Raw genomic sequence first — 19335 nt, forward strand, 5'->3', positions numbered from 1 at the left:
AACACTTTGGAGATTTGCTCATGAATTACTATGCTGCCCCCATGGAGGGCCTGACCGACCGGGTGTGGCGGCAGGCACACCAGAAATGGTTCGGCCCTGCTGGCAATGCCGACCGCTACTATGCCCCTTTCATCTCCCCGCCGGAGAACCGGGTGCTCATTAAAAAGAAGATGGCCGAGCTTGCCCCTGCGGCAAACCCCGGCGCACCGGTGATCCCGCAGCTGCTGGCAAAGGACGGCGAACTTGCCGCATGGATGATCGGCGAGCTGCGCGGCCTTGGCTACACCGAGGTGAACCTGAACCTCGGCTGCCCTTCCGGCACCGTCACCGCCAAAGGCAAGGGTTCCGGGATGCTGCGCGACCCCGTCAAGCTGGACGCTTTTCTTGCCGCCGTATTTGCCAATGCGGAAGGGCCTATCTCGGTCAAGACCCGGCTGGGCGTGGAAAAGCCGGAAGAATTTGCTGCCATTCTGGACATCTATAACCGGTATCCCATCTGTGAGCTGACCATCCACCCGCGTGTGATGCGCCAGCTCTACCGCGGGCAGGCCGACCGTGCCGCTTTTGCTGCCGCCCTGCCCGGGTGCCGGATGCCCGTGTGCTACAACGGCGATGTGACCACCGCTGCGGACCTGCACACGTTGGAAGCGCAGTATCCGCAGCTGTCTGGCATCATGGTGGGGCGCGGCATCATTGCGGACCCGGCGCTCTTCCGTGAAGCACGCGGCGGCGCACCGGCCGCACGGGAAGAGCTGCGCGGATACCTTGACGACCTCTACCACGGATACTCCGAACTGTTCGGCAGCGCCGGGTGCGCGGTGAGCCGCATGAAGGGACACTGGTTCTACCTCATTCACAAGTTTGAGGGGGCCGAAAAGCTGGAAAAGCAGCTGCGCAAGGCGCGGGAACCGTGGGAATATGAGGTCGTCGTAAACCAGATCTTTACGCTGCCGTTCCGGCCGTAACGGTTGGAATGGCCTCCGTTTCTTCGCTTTGGCCATCTTCAGCGAAAATTTTATTTTATATAGTTGCAATTCAGAAAGATCTGCGGATTTTTCTGAATTGCGTTTTCACCGGAGGGGCTGTAACGGTAAACGGCATCTGCATTCTATTACGAAAAAGCCCCGCCATCATAGCGACGGCGGGGCATGAGCAGACAAGCGATATCAGACGTTCAGATAACTGCGCAGCATGGCCTGCAGCAGATCGTCACGATCCACCTTGCGGATCATGGAACGGGCATTTTTATAGGTCGTGATGTAGGTGGGGTCTTCGGACAGGATATAGCCCACCAGCTGATTGACCGGATTATAGCCTTTTTCCTTTAAAGCATCGTACACCTGCTGTACGATCTCATGGATCTCATAGTCCTTTTTGTCGTGGATCGAAAAAATAGCGGTCTCGCCACTCACGGAATACACCCCCTTAGGAAGAACTACATTCATTGTACACGAATTGCGAGGAAACTTCAAGCTAAACAGACCGGATTTGCACAGTTTGCATAAAATTTCCGGTCCTGATTTTGCAGGCTGACGGCCTGCACCGCCGCAAATGCGGCAGAAGGAGGGCCTTTATGCTGTATGGCATCGGCTGCGACCTGTGCGAGATCGCGCATCTGGAAAAAAGCCTTACCGGCGCACACGCTGCAGCCTTTATCCGCCGGGTGTACGGCGAGGCCGAACGCGCTGCGCTGAGCCTTGACGAACCGCTGCCCGCCGGGCGCAGCGCCGCCCACCGGCTTGCCAGCGCCGCAGCCAATTTTGCCGCCAAGGAAGCCTTTTTAAAGGCGGCAGGCACCGGCCTGCGGGAGCCGTTCTCCCTGTGTGAGATCGAGGCTGTCCGGCTGGAGAGCGGTGCACCCGCCTATCATTTTTCCGGCCAGACGGCGGAATGGATGCAGGCCCATGGCCTTGCCGCCCGGCTCTCTCTGAGCCACGAGGGCGGCATGGCGCTGGCCTTCTGCACACTGGAAACTCTGTAAGCCTTTGTGCATACAATGGAATATCCCCTGCGCTGCATAACCGGCGCGCAGCCGGCTCATACTGAGAGCAGACGAAGATGCGCCGGACGCATCACATAAGCGGGGCGCATCCTCCAAATGCAGGGAGGGAGATTCCATGGAGGTACACAGAGGAGAAGTTTTTTACGCAGATCTTTCACCGGTGGTGGGGTCGGAGCAGGGCGGCGTGCGCCCGGTACTGATCGTGCAGAACGAGATCGGCAACCGGCACAGCCCTACCGTGATCGCTGCGGCCATTACATCCCGGCTGGACAAAGCCCGCCTGCCCACCCACATCAATATCCGGGCAGCGGATACCGGCCTTGCCAAGGACAGCGTGGTGCTGCTGGAGCAGATCCGCACGCTGGATAAGCACCGCCTGCGGGAGCGGGCCGGGCAGATCACGCCGGAAGATCAGAAACGTGTGGATCAGGCTTTGGATGTAAGCCTGGGGCTTACTTCATATTAAGGGGCTGTTGCAAAACAGCTCTCTGAAAAGATCATGCACAAAACCCGGAACCTTTTTTCGGCCAAAACGGCTCAAAAAGGCTCCGGGTTTCTGATTTTACGCTGTTTCTTTGTGCAAACTGCGATCGTTTTTTCATTTTCCAGCTTAATTTTTTTGAAAAGGCGCGCGAAGGCTGGTTATTCCCGCCAGAAAATGCTATACTTTTCTGCAGAATGGTTGTGCTGTCGTGTGCAGCATATGTAGGTTTTATGATGATATCGGAGGGCTGATTATATGATCATCCAGAGCAAAAAAGTATGGATCGCCGACCAGTTCATTTCTGCCGCAGTCGAGCTGGAGCAGGGCAAGATCACCGGCATCTTCCCCTATGGTGAAAAGCAGGCCGATGTGGACTATGGCTCCAAGCGCATCGTGCCCGGTTTTATGGATATCCACTGCCATGGTGCCTACGAGTTCGACACCAACGACGCAAAGCCGGAGGGTCTGCGCTACTGGGCAAAGCATATCGTCTCTGAGGGTGTGACCAGCTTTCTGGCCACTACCGTCACCCAGAGCGTGGAGGTGCTGACCAACGCCGTGGCCAATGTGGCCGACGTGATGGAGGGCAGCTACGAAGGTGCCGAGATCCTTGGCATCCACTTTGAAGGCCCCTACCTCGATATGAAGTACAAGGGCGCACAGCCTCCGGAGTACATCGCAAAGCCCAGCGTGGAGCAGTTCAAGCACTACCAGCAGGCAGCACGCGGCCACATCCGCTATGTGACCCTTGCACCGGAACACGACGAAGGGTTTGCACTGACCCATTACCTGACCGAGCACGGCGTGGTGGTCAGCATCGGCCATAGTGCCGCCACCTATGAGCAGGCCGTGATGGCCTATGCCAACGGTGCCCGCTCCATGACCCACGTGTACAACGGCATGTCCCCCTTCGCCCACCGCGCCAACGGTCTGGTGGGCGCAGCCTACCGCATCCGCACCATGTACGGCGAGATCATCTGCGACGGCTGCCACTCCACCCCTGCTGCCCTGAACAACTACTTCATGAGCAAAGGCCCGGATTACGCCATCATGATCTCGGATGCACTGATGGCCAAGGGCACCCCCATTGGCAGCGAGTACATCTTTGGCGGCAACCATATCACCATCTACCCGGACGGCAGTGCCCATCTGGACAACGGCACGCTGGCCGGTTCCACTTTGAACATCAACAAGGGCCTGCGCATTCTGGTGGAGGAGGCCATGGTGCCCTTCAACTATGCACTGAACGCCTGCACCATCAACCCGGCGCGCTGCCTGCATCTGGACGATCGCAAGGGTTCCATCCAGATCGGCAAGGATGCCGACCTTGTGGTGCTGGACGACAACTACGATGTGCTGCAGACCTACTGCATGGGCAAGGCCCAGCTGTAATTTCTGGCTGACGCGAACAAAGGATGTGTTAAACCCGTTATGATCCAGATCGCCTTCTGCGACGATGACCAAACAGTTCTGGACCAGCTCTCTGCCCTGCTGGAAAAATATCGCGCCCAGCGCTGTGTCCAGATCCAGTGCACAGCCTTTCACAGCCCGCTGGATCTGCTGGCCGAGATCGAAAAGGGCACCCGGTACGATATCCTGTTTCTGGATGTCATCATGCCGGCCGAAAACGGCATTACCGCTGCCAAGGAGATCCGGCAGTACGATAACGTCGTCAAGATCATCTTTCTCACTTCCTCCGCCGAGTTTGCAGTGGAATCCTATGTGGTGGGTGCCTACTTCTACCAGCTCAAGCCCATCTGGGAGGACAGCTTTTTCCGTCTGACGGATTCGGTGATCGCCGAGTGCCGCCGCGCCGACCAGCGCAGCCTGATCCTGCGCTGCAAGACCGGCATCTCCCGCATCGATCTGGACCAGCTGCTCTACTGTGAAGTGCTGGGCCGCGCTGCAGGATGCCACTGAGCTGGTCGTCACCCTGCCGCTGCTGCTGGCACTGGTGCACTGGATCGCGCCTTCGGTGCGCGCGCTGTCGCACTCTTCGCTTAAGCTGCAGCTGCAGTTCGGCGTGGACGGCAGCGCAGGCTTTTACCGCATTGAAAAGTCCGGCACCTTGCTCCGCCTGAAGGCAGAATAAAATCACAGTGCGCATTCGTTCCACCCTTAATACGCAAAACACCCCTCGGCTTCCGCAGCAGGAAACCGAGGGGTGTTTGTTATGCTTTATTTGTGTCGGGTCAAGCCCTTACGCAATCACTTGCGGGGATTCTTGATCGCAGCCTGGGCGGGCGATAAAATTGCAGAGTTCTCCTTTCCAGAAATATCATTTCACTTTCCGTTGCGCCCGTGGTTCTTTTTTGTAAGCCCCGCGTATGCGGGGAAAAGGGCGTGTACGCCATGCTGTACACCGGTTTGTGGGGATCACCCCCGCATGTGCGGGGAAAAGTCTTAGTGCCAGCGATCAAACGGTTTGCCCAAAGGATCACCCCCGCGTATGCGGGGGAAAGAGCTGCTCATAGCCCGGCACTTTGACGACGCCAGGATCACCCCCGCGTATGCGGGGAAAAGCGCTGGAAAACGGCGGCGGCTCTCTTGATGTCCGGATCACCCCCGCATGTGCGGGGAAAAGTCACTTTGCGACCAACTTTCACTTGAATAAGAGGGATCACCCCCGCATGTGCGGGGAAAAGCCAGACAGCAGGAACACCTTGCAGCTCAGTCCGGGATCACCCCCGCATGTGCGGGGAAAAGCCGCGAATACCGGGTATCAGACGAACGAAGTTTGGGATCACCCCCGCGTATGCGGGGAAAAGTGCTGTTGCAATCATCCGGTGATATTCGTGAATGGGATCACCCCCGCGTATGCGGGGAAAAGAAGCCAGCCGGAAGCTGAGAGGGACGCTTAAAGGGATCACCCCCGCATGTGCGGGGAAAAGACAGGCTTTGGCAAAAGCGCTTTCACGAAGTCGGGATCACCCCCGCATGTGCGGGGAAAAGACTAAAAAGATCCCGTAGCACCGTGCCTCCTGTTGCTATTGTACCGCTGTTTCCTTCAGTTTGCAATAAACCTGTTGTATCAGACGGCAGTCCGGCAGGGCGCGATGCTCCACTTTTTCTGCCAGCTGAAAATGCTGTGCCAGCGTCACCAGCTTATAATTTGCGATCCTTGTAAGGTTTCGGCGGGCAAGTTGTGCAAGGTCGATCTGGCGGTTGGTCGGTGCCGGAAAGCCATATCGTTTGCAGGTCATGCGCAGAAACTCCAGATCAAAGGCAATATTATGTCCCACCAGTGGGTCTTTGCCAATAAACAACAAAAAGCTATTCAGCGCTTCCCGTGGTTCTGTTCCCTGCTGCAATTCCGCAGCGCTGAGTCCTGTCAGGGCTGTGATCTCTGCCGGAACGTTTTCTTCCACGCAGACCAGCATGGTCAGCTCCTCCACCGGTACACCGTCCCGGACCCGCAGCGCTCCATATTCGATGATGGAATCGCACGCGGCTGCTCACATTGCCCACATAAACGCCCGTGTTGATTTCGCACAACCATTTGGACAGATCCCCGCGCAGTTTTGGCGGGCAGTTCGTCATGGTGAGAACTACGATGTTTCATCACCCTCTTCTTCAAAATAATTGATGCCGTTGGCCACAGTGCCCACTTTGTTGTCCCACAGATAAACAGCTTCCAGCTCCTGTTCCCGCTCATCCGCATTCAGGAGCAGATACCGGATATCGTGCACCATGCGCTCCAAAATATGATGCTCTACCATGGCATCCCGCACCCGGCGGCGCACTACGGCCGGCAGGTCGTCCGGAGCCTGTGCCGCCACTTCAAAGGCGATGGGAATGGTCACCTCGGCCTTGTACAGGTCGGCAATATCGTACACAAAGGAGCACTCGTGCCCCACATGAACAAAGCCAAGACCCGGGGCGCAGCCCAATGCCACGATCACCGCGTGCGCCAGACCGTACAAACAGACGTGCCCGGCAGAAAGCGCCTGATTGACGGCATCTCCCGATGCAAAATCCTCCGGGCGGTACAGTCGGCCGCTCCACGGAACACCGGTATCCTTGGAAGCTTTGCGGTATACCTGCCGCACACGGCTGCCCTCGCGTCCCCGCAGCTGCTGCATCGTCAGCCGGGAGATATCTTCGTCCGGGAAACGGAGCTGATACATCTTGCGTACCACATCCAGGTGCTTGCGGGTGTTGCTGACAAGCTCTGCCTGCCGCAGCAACAGCTGCGAGTGGGTGGTCAGGGGACGGCCATGGGCGTAATACCGCACACCGTGCTCACCTACCCAGACAGCACCCACGCCCGTGTCACCCATAAGTTCCATGGCACGGTGGGTCACCCGTGTACCCGGCCCCAGCAGCAGCACCGAGATGCCCGCCGCCGGGATCTGAACGATCCCTTTTTCGTCTGTAACGGTGATTGCGCCGTCCTGTCGGCCAAGGGTGCAGTGTTCCAGATACAGAAAGGTCATCCGGTCTTTCACCTGCGGCAGCGCCTGCAGGTCCGGCCGGATCATGCCCGGCATCTCGTCCATCTCAGTTTCCTCCGCGCATAACGGTCATCAGTCCAAGGCCATAGGCCTTGCCGCGCCCCATGCCCTGACACAGCAGTGCCCGGAACTGCTCTGCATCGGTCACCTGCAAAATGCCCTCATAGGTCACTGCTAACAGGGTCACCGGCCGGGTGCCGTGCTTTGCAAAGTGCTGCCACTGCACCCGGGTCACGGTAAATTCCTCCTCCCGCAGGGCAAAGCCGTGCTTTGCGGCGCGCTCCAACAGCCACTGCTTCTGGTACTGTGTCGTGCAATGTGCGGCTACAGTTCCCCGCGCTGCGAGGTTTTGGGGGTCTTTGCAGCTTTTGGTGGGGTTTGCGGTCAGCCGAAACTGCCAGCAGCTGCCCGGCTCCACCCGCTGCAAAAGCGGGTCGTAGCTGCGGGTCTCCGCAGCCGCTCCGGTGCCAAACTGCTCCACCACGCCGGACAGCTCTGGTGCATCTTCGCTGAGCAGCAGCAGATACAACCGCTCTCCCAGACAATCCAACCGCCACAGTCTGCGGCGGCGCTCCCCTGCAAAAGCGCTTTCCACTGCGCCATGCAGTTTTTGCGGTGCCGACAGCGCAGCCATGGTGCTGCGGCGGGTGGGATCTAGTTCTACCCGTGATAAATACATTCTCTCGCCCCCTTTTTACAATTCCCGGAACGGATCGTGCTCCGTAGTCTCCGGGCTGTCCGGCACTTTCTGCCAAAGCTCCCGTACCGAGCGGTAGCCGTACTGCCGATGATGCGGGTCAAAGCTCACCGGCACATCCCGCTGCGGAGCCGTGCCCGGCTCCAGCGGGTCGGCGTCCAATAAGATCCGGCTCTGCCGTCCCGGACACAGGGGCGGTTCCGCTTGCAGCACCTCCTGCAAGCTGCCCGGGCGTACTCCCAGACAGAGCGGCAGGGTAGGCGGGCAGCAGCGGCGGCCGAGATACAGCGGAAACGCCGGGTGTAGCAGCGCCTGCTGCAGCTGCTGCAAAAGGGCGGCATCCTCGCTTTCAATACCGGCCAGAAACACGGCGTCCTGCAAATAATGGCGGTAGGTCACATAAGAGGTCTTTTCATCCTGCGTCTTTGCCGTGTGGTAGTCCACCAGCAGCTGCCCTTCCCGCTCCACGCGGACGCCGAACCGCAGCCCGGTCAATCGGAGCAGTGCTTCGCGCTCGTCCCGCCGCAGCCCAAGAGCTGCCGCCAAAAGGCCGATCACGCCGCTCTTGGTGGGTTCACGGCCCGTCTTGCGGGTCTCAAATTTGGAGTCCGCGCCCCACGCCTGCAAAGGCGCTGCCAGCCGAAGCAACAGCGTTGCCATTACCCCACCTCATTTCCGGCAAGTGCATCCCGGACAGCCTTTTCCAATGCGTCCAGCATAGCCTTTGCCGTCTGCGCCGGAGCCAGTTCCTCCAGCCCGCTGCCCACGGTAAAGCTTTGCGCCGGGGCCTCGGCAAAGCTGCTGTACATCTGCTGCGCATACTGTGCCAGTGCCGCCTTGGAAGGCGCGGCATACCCCTGCGCACTGCGGGGCACGGCACGCTCGAATGCGCCGCACAGGTTCACCGGCTGATCCTCCCGCAGGGTCACATATACCGCATCCGGCAGAGTGCGGTTTGCAAAGGTGTTCTGCTTGCCGGTGGGCATGGAGAAGAGGAACGCCTCACCAAAGGCCCGCACCGTTTCCGCGGCCTGCGCTGCACCCAGCTGCCCGGCCAGCTCCATCACGTTCACTGTGGCATAGCGGTACAGGGTGGAGGAGTTGTACTCCACCGTGCCCAGATGGCCTGCACCGGCGTTGTCCTCTGCTTGACAGTCATCCACGGCGGTAAAGTAATCGTACTCGTTCTGCACGGCATGGGTAGAGATACTGTGCGCCACCTGCGCAGCGGCGTCATAGTTCAGAGAAGGCTCATCTGCCACCATGCGGCCAAACAGCGCCATGTCCATCGAGGGCGCTGCTTTCAGGGCATCCCGATACTGCTTTTTATCCGCAGAGCCCTCCACAGCCAGCTCTGCCAACGCCTTTGCCTGCGCAGTGCTCATGAAGAACAGCGCCTTGGTGACCGTATCATCCTTCTTGCTCTTTTCATCGAACTTGATGCCCGCATTCTCCAGCGCTTTTTTTGCCAGCTTGTCCGCATCCAGTTCCGGGGCCAGTGCAAGGATCTGCGCCTTCACCAGTTCTGCGGCCTTTTTAGTGCGCTTGCCCACGTCCAGCCGGGCGTTCTCCGCAAAGGCAGCGCGCATGGCGTGCTTCCACGCCTGTGAGGAAACTCTGGCGCGGAGCACACCGCCGTACACTGCCGTTTTTGGGCTGCCGGTATCATCCCGGTTGATGCAGCTGGGCGGGACGGTCTGCAAAATGTGGAAATCAACATACAGGCGCTTATTCATGATCAATTCTCCTTTTCTTTCTCATCCGGTGCAGGCTTCGGGTCGCGGTACAGGTCCTGTCCCCACCGTAGACGAACATTGGCGGGGGTCTGCGCATATCGCGGGTCGGTGCATTGCAATTCATACAAGTCTGCCGCAAGCTGCGGATAGTCCAGCGGGATGCCGCCATCCTTTGCCGCGCTCAACAGCTGGATCATGCCCCGCAGATGGTGGCTGATCTCGGTGATTTCTTCTGCGGTGGCCAGCGCATTGAACCGCCGGAGCACACTGGCCTCGGTCCAGTCCTGTCCGGCACTGTTCCGCTCTGCCAGCTGCCGCACCGCACGCCCCAGCGTGTTGCCGGGGCAGTTCATAGGGCGGTCGTTCCCCTGCTGATGCATAGCATACAGGGTCAGGGCAAGGTAGACCGCCCACTCTGCCGCCGAGGGAGCACTGCGGCCCTGAAAGCTTTCCGGCATTTCCAGCAAAAAGCTTCCCCACAGTTCCGGCAGCTCGCCGGGTGCGTGGCCGATGCCCCGACGCAGCTTTGCCAGTTCTGCCCGCCGCTGGTTGTCCGGCAGAGCCTGAAGCCTGTGCAGCTGCTGCGCCGCATACATTTTGACGTCCTGTGTTTTCATACAATTCCCCCTTTATGGTTCTGTTTTGGGATAGATCTCCCAAAGCCTTGTGCGGAAACGATTATAGGCCTTTGGCGAGGTATACAGAATGGTGCGCTCGGTCTTTTTATCCTTATCCACCACAATGCGGTGTCCCTTCAGGGCGGCATTTCCGGCCTCCATCACCATCTGTTTTCCCAGCTTTTCCGCGATGTTTCGCGCCTGCGCCTGCCAGCGCAGCGCTGCCTCATCCGGGTCGTCCTGCTCCGGGTCGATTGCCTGCAGCCACTGCCGGAAAGGCTGATCCACTGCAAAGTAGAATTGTGCACGAACCGCGCCGCCTGCATTTTCATTCCGGTCACCGGCGGCAATTGCCAGTTCCTGCGCAAAATGTCCGACCAGCGCCGCCGTCTGTTCACAGCGCTCGATTTCTCTGACGATCCGACTCTGCCATGGACGCCCTATCTCATCCAGAATCCCTGCCTGAAAGGTCAGGCTGTCGCTGAAAGAATCATTTACAAAGAAGTCCTTATCGCCATATTGGACACCGGAGATGCGAAAATGTACCTTTCTGCGGGGATCCAAAAGTTTCAATCTCTTTTCCTGCAACTTTTCGATCCAGCATACAACGCCCGGGCGATGCCCGCTGTCCTGACAAAAGACAGCCGGGAACTCCCGCCAGAATTGTTTAGCCGGGTCATGACGACAGGGCACAAATACCACCGGTTCATTTTTCTTGATTGGCATCGTGCGCCAGATGGTCATCTGTTCGGCAAAGACGTTTTCTCTGGGGAAGAAATCTCCTCCCAGCAGACAGAACCCATCCACATTCTCCCCTGTCCTGTGCAGCAACAGCCTTCTGGATTGCAGGGTGAGCAGCTGTGCCGGGTTGTCCGGGCAGCAAATTTCTGTCCGTTCCGCGCTCTTTGGTTCTTCCAATTCCCAACAGGGCTTGCTTTCGCCCCAGCATTCCCGGCTGTCGCGCAGCAGCGTCAGGTTCAGCATCAGGGTCTCGTACAGATTATCGCCCTGTGCCTGAATAAAACCGATTTTGCCCAGCCACCCGGCTCCTACTGACGGAAGTCCCTTTCCTTTTGGCTTCGCGGAGGTGTCATCATAGCCGTTCACGCACAGCAGCCACCGCGCCGCCTGCGGATAGCTCAGCTGCTCCTTGCTCTGCCCCGCATACAGTGGAAAGAGCCGGAGTTTATTGCTGCTTTCCGACATTTCACCGTTGAGTTTGGCCGCGCCGTATTCTGTGCCGATCTTTGCCTGCGGCACCTGCCAGAAGGGGTGTGTCGGGTGAAACAGCCAGAAGCGGTCCTTCCACTGCTCCAGGTAGTCCCGGACAGGCTCTGCCGGGAAATGCCCAAGCTGCCACAGCTCGCTCCAGCGCTCCAGTGCATCATCGCTCTGTGCCAGCGGTTGGGGTTTCCCCTTTGCATCCACCCGGGAGAACACGGTGAACAGCACCGCCAGCAACAGCCGCAGCACGGCGGCATCCTGCGTGGGCATTTCGCCTGCCAGATCCACATAATCCTGCGCATGGAGCAGTGCGTCCGTCAAAGAAACTTCCTGCACCGTATTGTCTGGCCGACGAACCCGGACCCACGGCTCCGTCAACAGGTTAAATTCGATTTCCTTCATCCGTTTCCTCCTTTTGGTAATATAAGCCGTTTTCACGGTCATAACAAAGTTCCATGCCCGCAAGCCGGGCAGTCAGGTTTTCATCCAGCAGCAGGATCAGTTCTCCGTGCAGCAGCGGCGACAGCTGCCACGCCGCAAGGCGGCTGCGGTTATCCGCTTCCAACTCCCGGATGACCCTATCCACCTTCCACGCTTTGCCGAACACCGCCGGGAGCCGCAGCTTCTGCCGGGCAATCTTCAGTGCCGTTTCCGGCGGGGGCGGGCTGTCAGCAGCTACGGCGCTGCCACCCTCCTGCCACGGCAGAAAGTGGATGCTGCCGTCTGCCCGACACTGCATTACAAGCACCTCTACCGAGGGGTCGCCGTCCCGCACTGCTGCCCGCGCCGCCGGGTCGGAGCGGGCACCCTCGTTCTGCATCCAGTCGTCCAGCGTATTCAACTGCGCCAGCCGGTGCGTTTCCGGCTGCGGCACAAGGTACGCCTCGGCGCGCGCTTTCTTTTTCTCCTGCGTCTGCTCATATACGCAGCGCATTTCCTCCCCCTGCGCTCCACCGGGAGCTTCCCGCTCCCAGCCGTAGACCTGCTGCACCAGCGGAGAGATTTCCTCCGGCAGCCGGATGCTCCGGGGCAGAAACTTCCGGGTGCGCCAGAGCAACCACTGTCCATATACCGCCTCGCTGCCCGCATCAAAGGCATTTTCCCCGGTGTCCAGCACCGCGCAGCAGGCCTGCTGCAATGGGGCGGGGCGGCTGCGGCGGTGACGGTGCAACCGTCCGATGCGCTGCAACAGCAGATCCATGGGGCAAAGCTCTGTAACAAGAACATCCAGATCAATGTCCAGCGACTGCTCCATTACCTGCGTGCCCACCACGATCAGGTCGTTCCGGCGCTCCGGTGCAGAGCCCTTGCCAATGCGTGCCATCAGCTGGTTTTCCCGCGCTGCGCGGTCCGGCATCAGGAACTGCGCATGGAACAGCTGCACCTCTTTGTCCGGCAGGCTTTCCCGCAGCAGCTGCGCGATCTTCTGCGCTTTTTTGACTGTGTTGACGATCACTCCCGCGCAGCCGCCCTCTGCCAGCTTCCGGCGCAGCAGCGCGGGCAGCTCCGGCTCTGTGAGCGTGGTCAGCTGCACCGTTTTACCGGGTGCGTCTGGTGGGATGGCCGTCTGCTTTACCTCTGCGCCGTCCGTCCATGTCAACAGCGGATAACCGCAGCTGGTCTTCCATGGGGCGTCCGGGACAGCCTTTTTCTGCTGGTAAGCCTCGACCAGTTCCGCGCGCCGCCGGGCAGGCAGGGTGGCTGACAGCAGGATGACCGGCACCTTGTACCAGCCCAGCCATTCCAGTGCCCGGTCCAGGTAGCAGTTCATGTAGGTATCGTAGGCGTGGCACTCGTCAATAATTACCACCTTGCCTGCAAGCCCCAGATGCCGCAGCATAACGTGCTTCTGGGCAAGTGCCGCCAGCAGCAACTGATCCACTGTGCCAATCACAAAGTTTGCCAGCAGTGCCTGCTTGTTTCCCCGAAACCACTGGTGTACCTGCACCTGATGCGCTTCCTGCGCGTCCTCCTCCAACTGCACCCCGCGCCCCTGCAGCCGCAGATAGCACTCGTTCAGTTCTGCCATGCCGTGTGCCAGCTTTATAGCCTGCGGCAGCGTCTCCTCAGACTGTGTGTCTGCCCAGCCAAGCAGCCGGGGAAAGATGCCGTTTGCCGTGGCCTGTGTGGGCAGCCCGAAAAAGACACCACCCAGCCCGAACCGGCTGGCCATGACCTCCGCAGCGGCCAGCGCTGCCTCGGTTTTACCCACGCCCATCTGTGCTTCCAAAATCAGGATGCCCGGTTCCGCTGCGGTATCCACAGCCTCCAGAACAGCCCTCTGCACCGCATTGGGCGCAAAGCCGAACCGCACCGCAAACTCCTGCGGGTCTGCGATGCCCGGCTGTGCCTCCCACGGGAAGGGCAGCGCCAGTTTTTCCCAAGCCCTGTCCACCCGCGCCGGGTAATCCTCCATGCTGCCCAACTTCTCTACCGGGATCAGGGGAAAGTATTCCGTATTGCTGGCGATCCAGTCTGCCATGATCAGAAGCCCGGTCAGAAGCACTTCCTCCTGCGGATTCAGATCATCCAACTCCGCTGTGTCGTCAAAGCCACAGTCCTGCAAAACAGTCATGAGCAGTTCTGTCCAGAAGTCCTCCCAGACCTTTTTCTGTCCCTTGGGGTAGTAGTTGCTCTCCCAACCCTCTAACTGATCATCGACCGCCGCGCAGCTCTGTGGCTTGCCGTGGTGCGCCCCCACAATGGAGGCGATCCCGCCGGGGCAGTCATCCCACAGCAGGACTGCCTCGCCCGCCCGGGCATGCGGCGACTCCCGGCGGTTCTGTTCAGGACAGTCCAGCGGCGTCAACGTTTCCAGCCGCTGCCGCGCCTCCGGCAGGGTGCGCAGGATATTTGCCTGAAAGGCTACCGTAGCCTTGCCTATATCATGGATTCCACCCAAAAACCGGGCATGCGCGAGCAACGCTTCCTCGCACTCAAAGCCCATGGCCCGTTTTACGCTTTCGGGGAGCCACTGCCGGACTAGCCGCTCCATGATGCCCGCCGTATCCCACAGATGCATCCAGAGCGGCAGCCACAGGCTGGTATTTTCTGGGTCCGTTTTACCGGCCAAAAACCTTGTTTTATTCAACGTCCTTCGCATTTTTGCTCCTTTTCCGGTGTGTGCCTTCCATGTACCGAGCATAACAGATAATGTGTACTATAATCCGTACTTTTTGTATTTTATCTCCGCAAATGAAAAAAGCGGCACACCGGGTCGTGCCTCATCACAACGAAAGTGTCCTCGCAAGGTAAAGAAACATGCTATTTATAGCCCGGTTCCGTTTTCTGTTTCAAAGATACGCTTCTGCCCTTCTGCTGTCAATGACTCTGCGCCAATTCATCAAAGCTACAAAAAAACGATTTCTTTTTTGTATAAAAAACCGCCCCGGCTTCCATTGCGGAAACCGGGGCGGTTCGTTTGTTTTATTGGTGCTTTTTCAAGCGCTCACGCAATCACTTGCGGGGATTCTTGATAGCAGCCTGAGCAGCAGCCAGACGTGCGATAGGCACACGGAAGGGAGAGCAGCTGACGTAGTCCAGACCGACATTGTGGCAGAACTCCACGCTCGTGGGGTCGCCGCCGTGCTCGCCGCAGATACCCAGACCCAGATCGGGACGGGTCTCGCGGCCGTCGTGGGCAGCCATCTTGACCAGCTTGCCAACGCCGATCTGATCCAGATGCTGGAACGGATCGCTCTCGTAGATCTTGTTCTCGTAGTATGCGCCCAGGAACTTGGCGGCATCATCACGGCTGAAGCCGAAGGTCATCTGGGTCAGGTCGTTGGTGCCGAAGCTGAAGAACTCGGCTTCCTTGGCGATCTCGCCGGCAGTCAGGGCTGCACGGGGGATCTCGATCATGGTACCGACCTGATACTTCATATCAACGCCAGCAGCGGCAATCAGTTCGTCTGCGACCTTAACCACAACGTCCTTGACGAACTTCAGCTCCTTGACCTCGCCAACCAGCGGGATCATGATGTGCGGGGTGATCACATGGCCGGTCTCAGCAGAGACGTTCAGAGCAGCCTTGATCACAGCGCGGGTCTGCATGGCTGCGATCTCAGGGTAGGTAACAGCCAGACGGCAGCCACGGTGGCCCATCATGGGGTTGAACTCGTGCAGAGAAGTAACCACGTTCTTCAGGTCATCAAAGGTCATGCCCATATCGGCAGCCAGCTCCTTGATGTCCTCGTCCTTGGTGGGCAGGAACTCGTGCAGAGGCGGGTCCAGATAACGGATGGTCATCGGGCGCTCACCCATGATGCGGTACATGGCCTCGAAGTCACCCTGCTGGAACGGCTCGACCTTGGCCAGAGCAGCTTCGCGCTCTTCCACGGTACGTGCGCAGATCATCTCACGGACAGCCTTGATGCGATCCTCTGCGAAGAACATGTGCTCGGTACGGCACAGGCCGATGCCCTCAGCACCCAGATCCACTGCCTGCTGTGCGTCGCGCGGGTTATCAGCGTTGGTCATGACCAGCAGCTGACGAGCAGCGTCTGCCCAGCCCATGAAGCGGTTGAAGTTCTTATTGCCGGTAGCGGCCACGGTAGCGACCTGCTCGCCGTAGATGTTGCCGGTAGAACCATCGATGGAGATCCAGTCGCCCTCGGCGAACTTGTGGCCATTGATCTCGAAGGTCTTTGCTTCCTCGTCGATCTTGACCTCGTTGTCATTGCCGCAGCCGGAGACACAGCAGGTGCCCATACCACGGGCAACAACAGCTGCGTGGCTGGTCATGCCGCCGCGGACGGTCAGGATGCCCTGAGAAACCTGCATGCCCACGATATCCTCGGGGCTGGTCTCCAGACGAACCAGAACGACCTTCTTCATCTTGCCGGACTTGACCATCTCCTCTGCCTCTTCAGCAGTAAAGACGATCTGGCCGCAGGCAGAACCGGGAGAAGCTGCCAGACCCTTGCCGACGACCTCGGCGGCCTTCAGGGCAGCGGCATCGAACTGGGGATGCAGCAGGGTATCCAGCTGCTTGGGCTCCACGCGCAGGACAGCTTCCTGCTCGGTGATCATGCCCTCGTCCACCAGATCACATGCGATCTGCAGAGCAGCCTGAGCGGTACGCTTGCCGTTACGGGTCTGCAGCATGTACAGATGGCCGTCCTCGATGGTGAACTCCATATCCTGCATATCGCGGAAGTAGTTCTCCAGACGGGTTGCGATCTCAACGAACTGATCGTACACCTCAGGCATCTGATCCTTCAGGTGGCTGATGGGAGAAGGAGTGCGCACGCCGGCCACAACGTCCTCGCCCTGTGCATTGATCAGGTACTCGCCCATCAGCTTCTTAGCGCCGGTGGCGGGGTCACGGGTGAATGCAACGCCGGTACCGGAGCGGTCGCCAGAGTTGCCGAATGCCATCTGCTGAACGTTGACTGCGGTGCCCCACTCGTAGGGGATCTCGTTCATCTTACGATAGACATTTGCACGGGGGTTGTCCCAGCTGCGGAAGACGGCCTTGACAGCCTCGATCAGCTGATCGCGGGGATCCTGCGGGAAGGGACGGCCTTCGTTCTCCTCGTAGATCTTCTTGAAGGTGCCGACCAGTTCCTTCAGGTCATCGGCAGTCAGGTCAACGTCGTTCTTGACGCCCTTGGCTTCCTTCATCTTGTCGATCTCGACCTCGAACAGGCTCTTCGGGACCATCATAACGACGTCCGCGAACATCTGCACGAAGCGGCGGTAGCAGTCGTATGCAAAACGGGCGTTGCCGGTCTTCTTTGCCAGACCTTCAACAGCCTCGTCGTTCAGGCCCAGGTTCAGGATGGTGTCCATCATGCCGGGCATGGACTGACGTGCGCCGGAACGGACGGAGACCAGCAGGGGGTTCTGGTTATCGCCGAACTTCTTGCCGGTGATCTCTTCCAGACCCTTGAGGTGCTCAAAGATATCAGCAGTGATCTCGTCATTGATCTGACGGCCGTCTGCATAATACTGGGTGCAGGCGTCGGTGGTGATGGTGAAACCCTGCGGCACCGGCATACCGGCTGCGGTCATTTCTGCCAGACCAGCACCCTTGCCGCCCAGAGTATTCTTCATGGTGACTTTGTCGCCGCCGAAAGCATCATTGCCTTCGCTGAAGTAGTACAGATACTTTTTGCTCATGCGTTGTTTACCTCCCATTCGTGACTGCAGCACAGCTGCACCGCAGTCTCATCGTTTGCCTTGTCTTAAAAACTCGACCGATGAACATTGTTTGTGAATGCTAAACTATTATACCAGAAAATCCATTCCTTTCCACCATGCAAAATCCCGAATTTGTCTGTTATTTTTTATGCAAATCCCTTGAAATTTGCCAAGTTTTAAGGTAGTATAAAATGGGAGAAAGTTCGAGAGGTTTTTCGTTTTCTGACGCGGATTATCCGTCTGTTGGATACAACTTTCTATCCCTGTAATTTCAGCTTTTCTTTTTTGTCGGCGCAAAGCTTCTGTTGTATCCATCTTTGGATATGGATGCATCATTTTTCCGGGTCGGGCCTTATCATCCACCCGCCGGGAGCCGCCGTGCCGGAAGGGAGATCTATCGTATGGAAAATTCTGTTTCTTCTGCTGCGCTGAATGCAGCGCGTGAGCAGCTGGATGCCGCCGAAGCCGCCCGCGAGGTCATTCTGCTGCAGCACATCGCAAACGGCGTGATCATCGACAGCCGCACCGTGCAGATCGCACCGGACGTGGTCATCGCCCCGGGTGCCGTCATTCTGGCCGGTACCATCCTGCGCGGCAGAACGGTCATCGGTGCGGGCTGCATCATCGGCCCCAACACCCTCATTGAGGACAGCATCGTAGACGAGGGCAGCACCGTCAACGCCAGTCAGGTGTACAGCAGCCACATCGGCCCTCACAACAACATCGGCCCCTTCACCCATGTGCGGGTGAACACCGTCACCGACTACGGCGTGCATCTGGGTGCATACGTGGAGACCAAGAACTCCAACTTTGCCCGGGGCAACACGGTGAGCCATCTGACCTACATCGGCGACAGCGATGTGGGCAAGTACTGCAACTTCGGCTGCGGCACCGTCACCTGCAACTACGACGGCAAGGATAAGTTCCGCACTACAATCGGCGATTACTGCTTCATCGGCTGCAACACGAACCTTGTGGCCCCCGTGAAGGTGGGCGATGGTGCCTACACCGCCGCCGGCAGCACCATCACCAAGGACGTGCCCGCACAGGCGCTGGGCATCGCCCGGGAGCGCCAGACCAATCTGGAGGGCTGGGCAGAGCCCAAGATGGAAGCCTACATTGCCAAAAAAAAGAAGCTGGAAGACGAGCAGAGCAAGTAAGCTGTCCGTTTTTCGCGTACAGACCGCTGCACAGGATGGCCCTGCGCGGCGGTTTTTGTTTGCAGGTGCATCTTTTTCGCTTATAATGTATATCTTTTTGCACGCGCGTATGTTATACTTAGGACTTGCATCGGACAATTTATCACAAAAAGGAAAATATAACACTCATGAATACAAATGACATCTGGCTGATTGCCGGTCTTGGCAACCCGGAAACAAAATACGACGGCACCCGCCACAATGCGGGCTATGCCGCGCTGGACTATCTGGCCGACAAGTGGGGCATTTCGGTCAGCAAAACCAAATTTGAAGGCCTGTGGGGTCAGGGCGAAGTGGACGGCCACAAGGTGGTGCTGCTCAAGCCCCTGACCTACATGAACCTTTCGGGCGACTCCATCGCCCCCACGGCGGGCTTTTTCAAGATCCCTGCCGACCACGTCATCGTTCTGTGCGACGATATCACCCAGAACCCCGGCAAGCTGCGCATCCGGCCCTCCGGCTCCGCAGGCGGACATAACGGCCTGAAGAGCATCATTGCCCGCTTGGGCGGGGAGAACTTCCCCCGCATCCGCATCGGCGTGGGTGCCAAGCCCCACCCGGACTACGACCTTGCCGCGTGGGTGCTGGGCAAGTTCCCGGCAGAGGATGCCAAGGCTCTGAGCGGCCGCTACCCCGACCTTGAGGCCGCCGCAAAGCTCATCATGGACGGCAAGCTGAGTCTGGCACAGAGCAAATATAACGGGTAAGAACCCCATTTAAAACGCCCTCCGCTTGCGCTCTGGGCATTTTCAGCGGAATTTTATTTTTATTGTTTGTG

General features: G+C 58.6%; 18 protein-coding genes and 1 pseudogene. 8 read left to right on the plus strand and 11 right to left on the minus strand.

Annotated elements, in window-relative coordinates:
- The first annotated feature begins 20 nt into the window (after window positions 1–20).
- On the plus strand, window positions 21–965 hold the full coding sequence (locus QZL71_RS06745; protein WP_294648334.1) for a tRNA dihydrouridine synthase: 945 nt from the start codon (window positions 21–23) through the stop codon (window positions 963–965).
- 201 nt (window positions 966–1166) lie between these two features.
- On the opposite strand, the gene QZL71_RS06750 is transcribed toward QZL71_RS06745, so the two are convergent.
- Window positions 1167–1412 carry an IreB family regulatory phosphoprotein gene (locus tag QZL71_RS06750; RefSeq protein ID WP_097774456.1) on the minus strand — a complete coding sequence of 82 codons (246 nt, stop codon included), beginning with the start codon at window positions 1410–1412 and terminating at the stop codon, window positions 1167–1169.
- A 161-nt stretch (window positions 1413–1573) separates the two neighbouring features.
- On the opposite strand from QZL71_RS06750, the gene QZL71_RS06755 reads away from it, so the two are divergent.
- From QZL71_RS06755 to QZL71_RS06775, 5 genes are all read left to right on the plus strand, one after another.
- Window positions 1574–1981, plus strand: a complete 408-nt coding sequence (locus QZL71_RS06755; protein ID WP_005942611.1) for a holo-ACP synthase — start codon at window positions 1574–1576, stop codon at window positions 1979–1981.
- A 136-nt stretch (window positions 1982–2117) separates the two neighbouring features.
- Window positions 2118–2468 (plus strand): type II toxin-antitoxin system PemK/MazF family toxin, encoded by a 351-nt coding sequence (locus QZL71_RS06760; protein WP_005942608.1) that lies wholly within the window; start codon window positions 2118–2120, stop codon window positions 2466–2468.
- Between the two features lie 273 nt (window positions 2469–2741).
- The gene (nagA, locus tag QZL71_RS06765) at window positions 2742–3878 is read left to right on the plus strand and encodes an N-acetylglucosamine-6-phosphate deacetylase (RefSeq protein ID WP_097777211.1); all 1137 of its coding nucleotides are present in this window, start codon (window positions 2742–2744) and stop codon (window positions 3876–3878) included.
- 39 nt (window positions 3879–3917) lie between these two features.
- Window positions 3918–4406, plus strand: a complete 489-nt coding sequence (locus QZL71_RS06770; protein ID WP_294648335.1) for a LytR/AlgR family response regulator transcription factor — start codon at window positions 3918–3920, stop codon at window positions 4404–4406.
- Entirely contained in the window at window positions 4372–4578 is a 207-nt protein-coding gene (locus QZL71_RS06775) for a hypothetical protein (RefSeq protein ID WP_154256232.1), read from the plus strand. Before QZL71_RS06770 ends, QZL71_RS06775 begins: the two co-directional genes overlap by 35 nt.
- Before the next feature lie 895 nt (window positions 4579–5473).
- Here the strand turns inward: QZL71_RS06775 and QZL71_RS06780 are convergent.
- The 10 genes and pseudogenes from QZL71_RS06780 to ppdK form a co-directional block, all read right to left on the minus strand.
- The gene (locus QZL71_RS06780) at window positions 5474–5923 is read right to left on the minus strand and encodes a 3'-5' exonuclease (protein ID WP_363912647.1); all 450 of its coding nucleotides are present in this window, start codon (window positions 5921–5923) and stop codon (window positions 5474–5476) included.
- Window positions 5924–5963: 40 nt separating this feature from the next.
- Window positions 5964–6026 (minus strand): annotated as a pseudogene (locus tag QZL71_RS13285) (hypothetical protein); the annotation flags it as partial.
- Window positions 6027–6034: 8 nt separating this feature from the next.
- Entirely contained in the window at window positions 6035–6985 is a 951-nt protein-coding gene (cas1e, locus tag QZL71_RS06785; RefSeq protein ID WP_294648336.1) for a type I-E CRISPR-associated endonuclease Cas1e, read from the minus strand.
- Between the two features lies 1 nt (window position 6986).
- Window positions 6987–7619, minus strand: coding sequence for a type I-E CRISPR-associated protein Cas6/Cse3/CasE (gene cas6e / locus QZL71_RS06790; RefSeq protein ID WP_294648337.1), 633 nt, complete (start codon window positions 7617–7619; stop codon window positions 6987–6989).
- 15 nt (window positions 7620–7634) lie between these two features.
- Window positions 7635–8297: a type I-E CRISPR-associated protein Cas5/CasD gene (gene cas5e / locus QZL71_RS06795; protein ID WP_207698521.1), complete on the minus strand. Its 663-nt coding sequence runs from the start codon at window positions 8295–8297 to the stop codon at window positions 7635–7637.
- Complete coding sequence (gene cas7e, locus QZL71_RS06800; RefSeq protein ID WP_294648338.1) at window positions 8297–9373, minus strand: type I-E CRISPR-associated protein Cas7/Cse4/CasC; 1077 nt, start codon at window positions 9371–9373, stop codon at window positions 8297–8299. Before cas7e ends, cas5e begins: the two co-directional genes overlap by 1 nt.
- A 2-nt stretch (window positions 9374–9375) precedes the next feature.
- On the minus strand, window positions 9376–9990 hold the full coding sequence (gene casB, locus QZL71_RS06805) for a type I-E CRISPR-associated protein Cse2/CasB (protein WP_294648339.1): 615 nt from the start codon (window positions 9988–9990) through the stop codon (window positions 9376–9378).
- A gap of 12 nt (window positions 9991–10002) precedes the next feature.
- The gene (casA, locus tag QZL71_RS06810; protein WP_154259568.1) at window positions 10003–11616 is read right to left on the minus strand and encodes a type I-E CRISPR-associated protein Cse1/CasA; all 1614 of its coding nucleotides are present in this window, start codon (window positions 11614–11616) and stop codon (window positions 10003–10005) included.
- A complete protein-coding gene (gene cas3, locus QZL71_RS06815; RefSeq protein WP_294648340.1) occupies window positions 11597–14317 on the minus strand; it encodes a CRISPR-associated helicase Cas3' in 2721 nt (906 codons plus the stop codon). Before cas3 ends, casA begins: the two co-directional genes overlap by 20 nt.
- A gap of 353 nt (window positions 14318–14670) precedes the next feature.
- A complete protein-coding gene (gene ppdK / locus QZL71_RS06820) occupies window positions 14671–17337 on the minus strand; it encodes a pyruvate, phosphate dikinase (protein ID WP_097774429.1) in 2667 nt (888 codons plus the stop codon).
- A 422-nt stretch (window positions 17338–17759) separates the two neighbouring features.
- Here ppdK and QZL71_RS06825 point away from each other — a divergent pair, with 422 nt between their 5' ends.
- Both QZL71_RS06825 and pth read left to right on the plus strand, forming a co-directional pair.
- The gene (locus QZL71_RS06825; protein WP_120079817.1) at window positions 17760–18518 is read left to right on the plus strand and encodes a DapH/DapD/GlmU-related protein; all 759 of its coding nucleotides are present in this window, start codon (window positions 17760–17762) and stop codon (window positions 18516–18518) included.
- Between the two features lie 167 nt (window positions 18519–18685).
- Window positions 18686–19264 (plus strand): aminoacyl-tRNA hydrolase, encoded by a 579-nt coding sequence (gene pth / locus QZL71_RS06830; RefSeq protein WP_097774427.1) that lies wholly within the window; start codon window positions 18686–18688, stop codon window positions 19262–19264.
- Window positions 19265–19335: the final 71 nt, after the last annotated feature.

The sequence above is a fragment of the uncultured Faecalibacterium sp. genome (assembly GCF_900066275.1).
Lineage (GTDB): Bacteria > Bacillota > Clostridia > Oscillospirales > Ruminococcaceae > Faecalibacterium > Faecalibacterium taiwanense.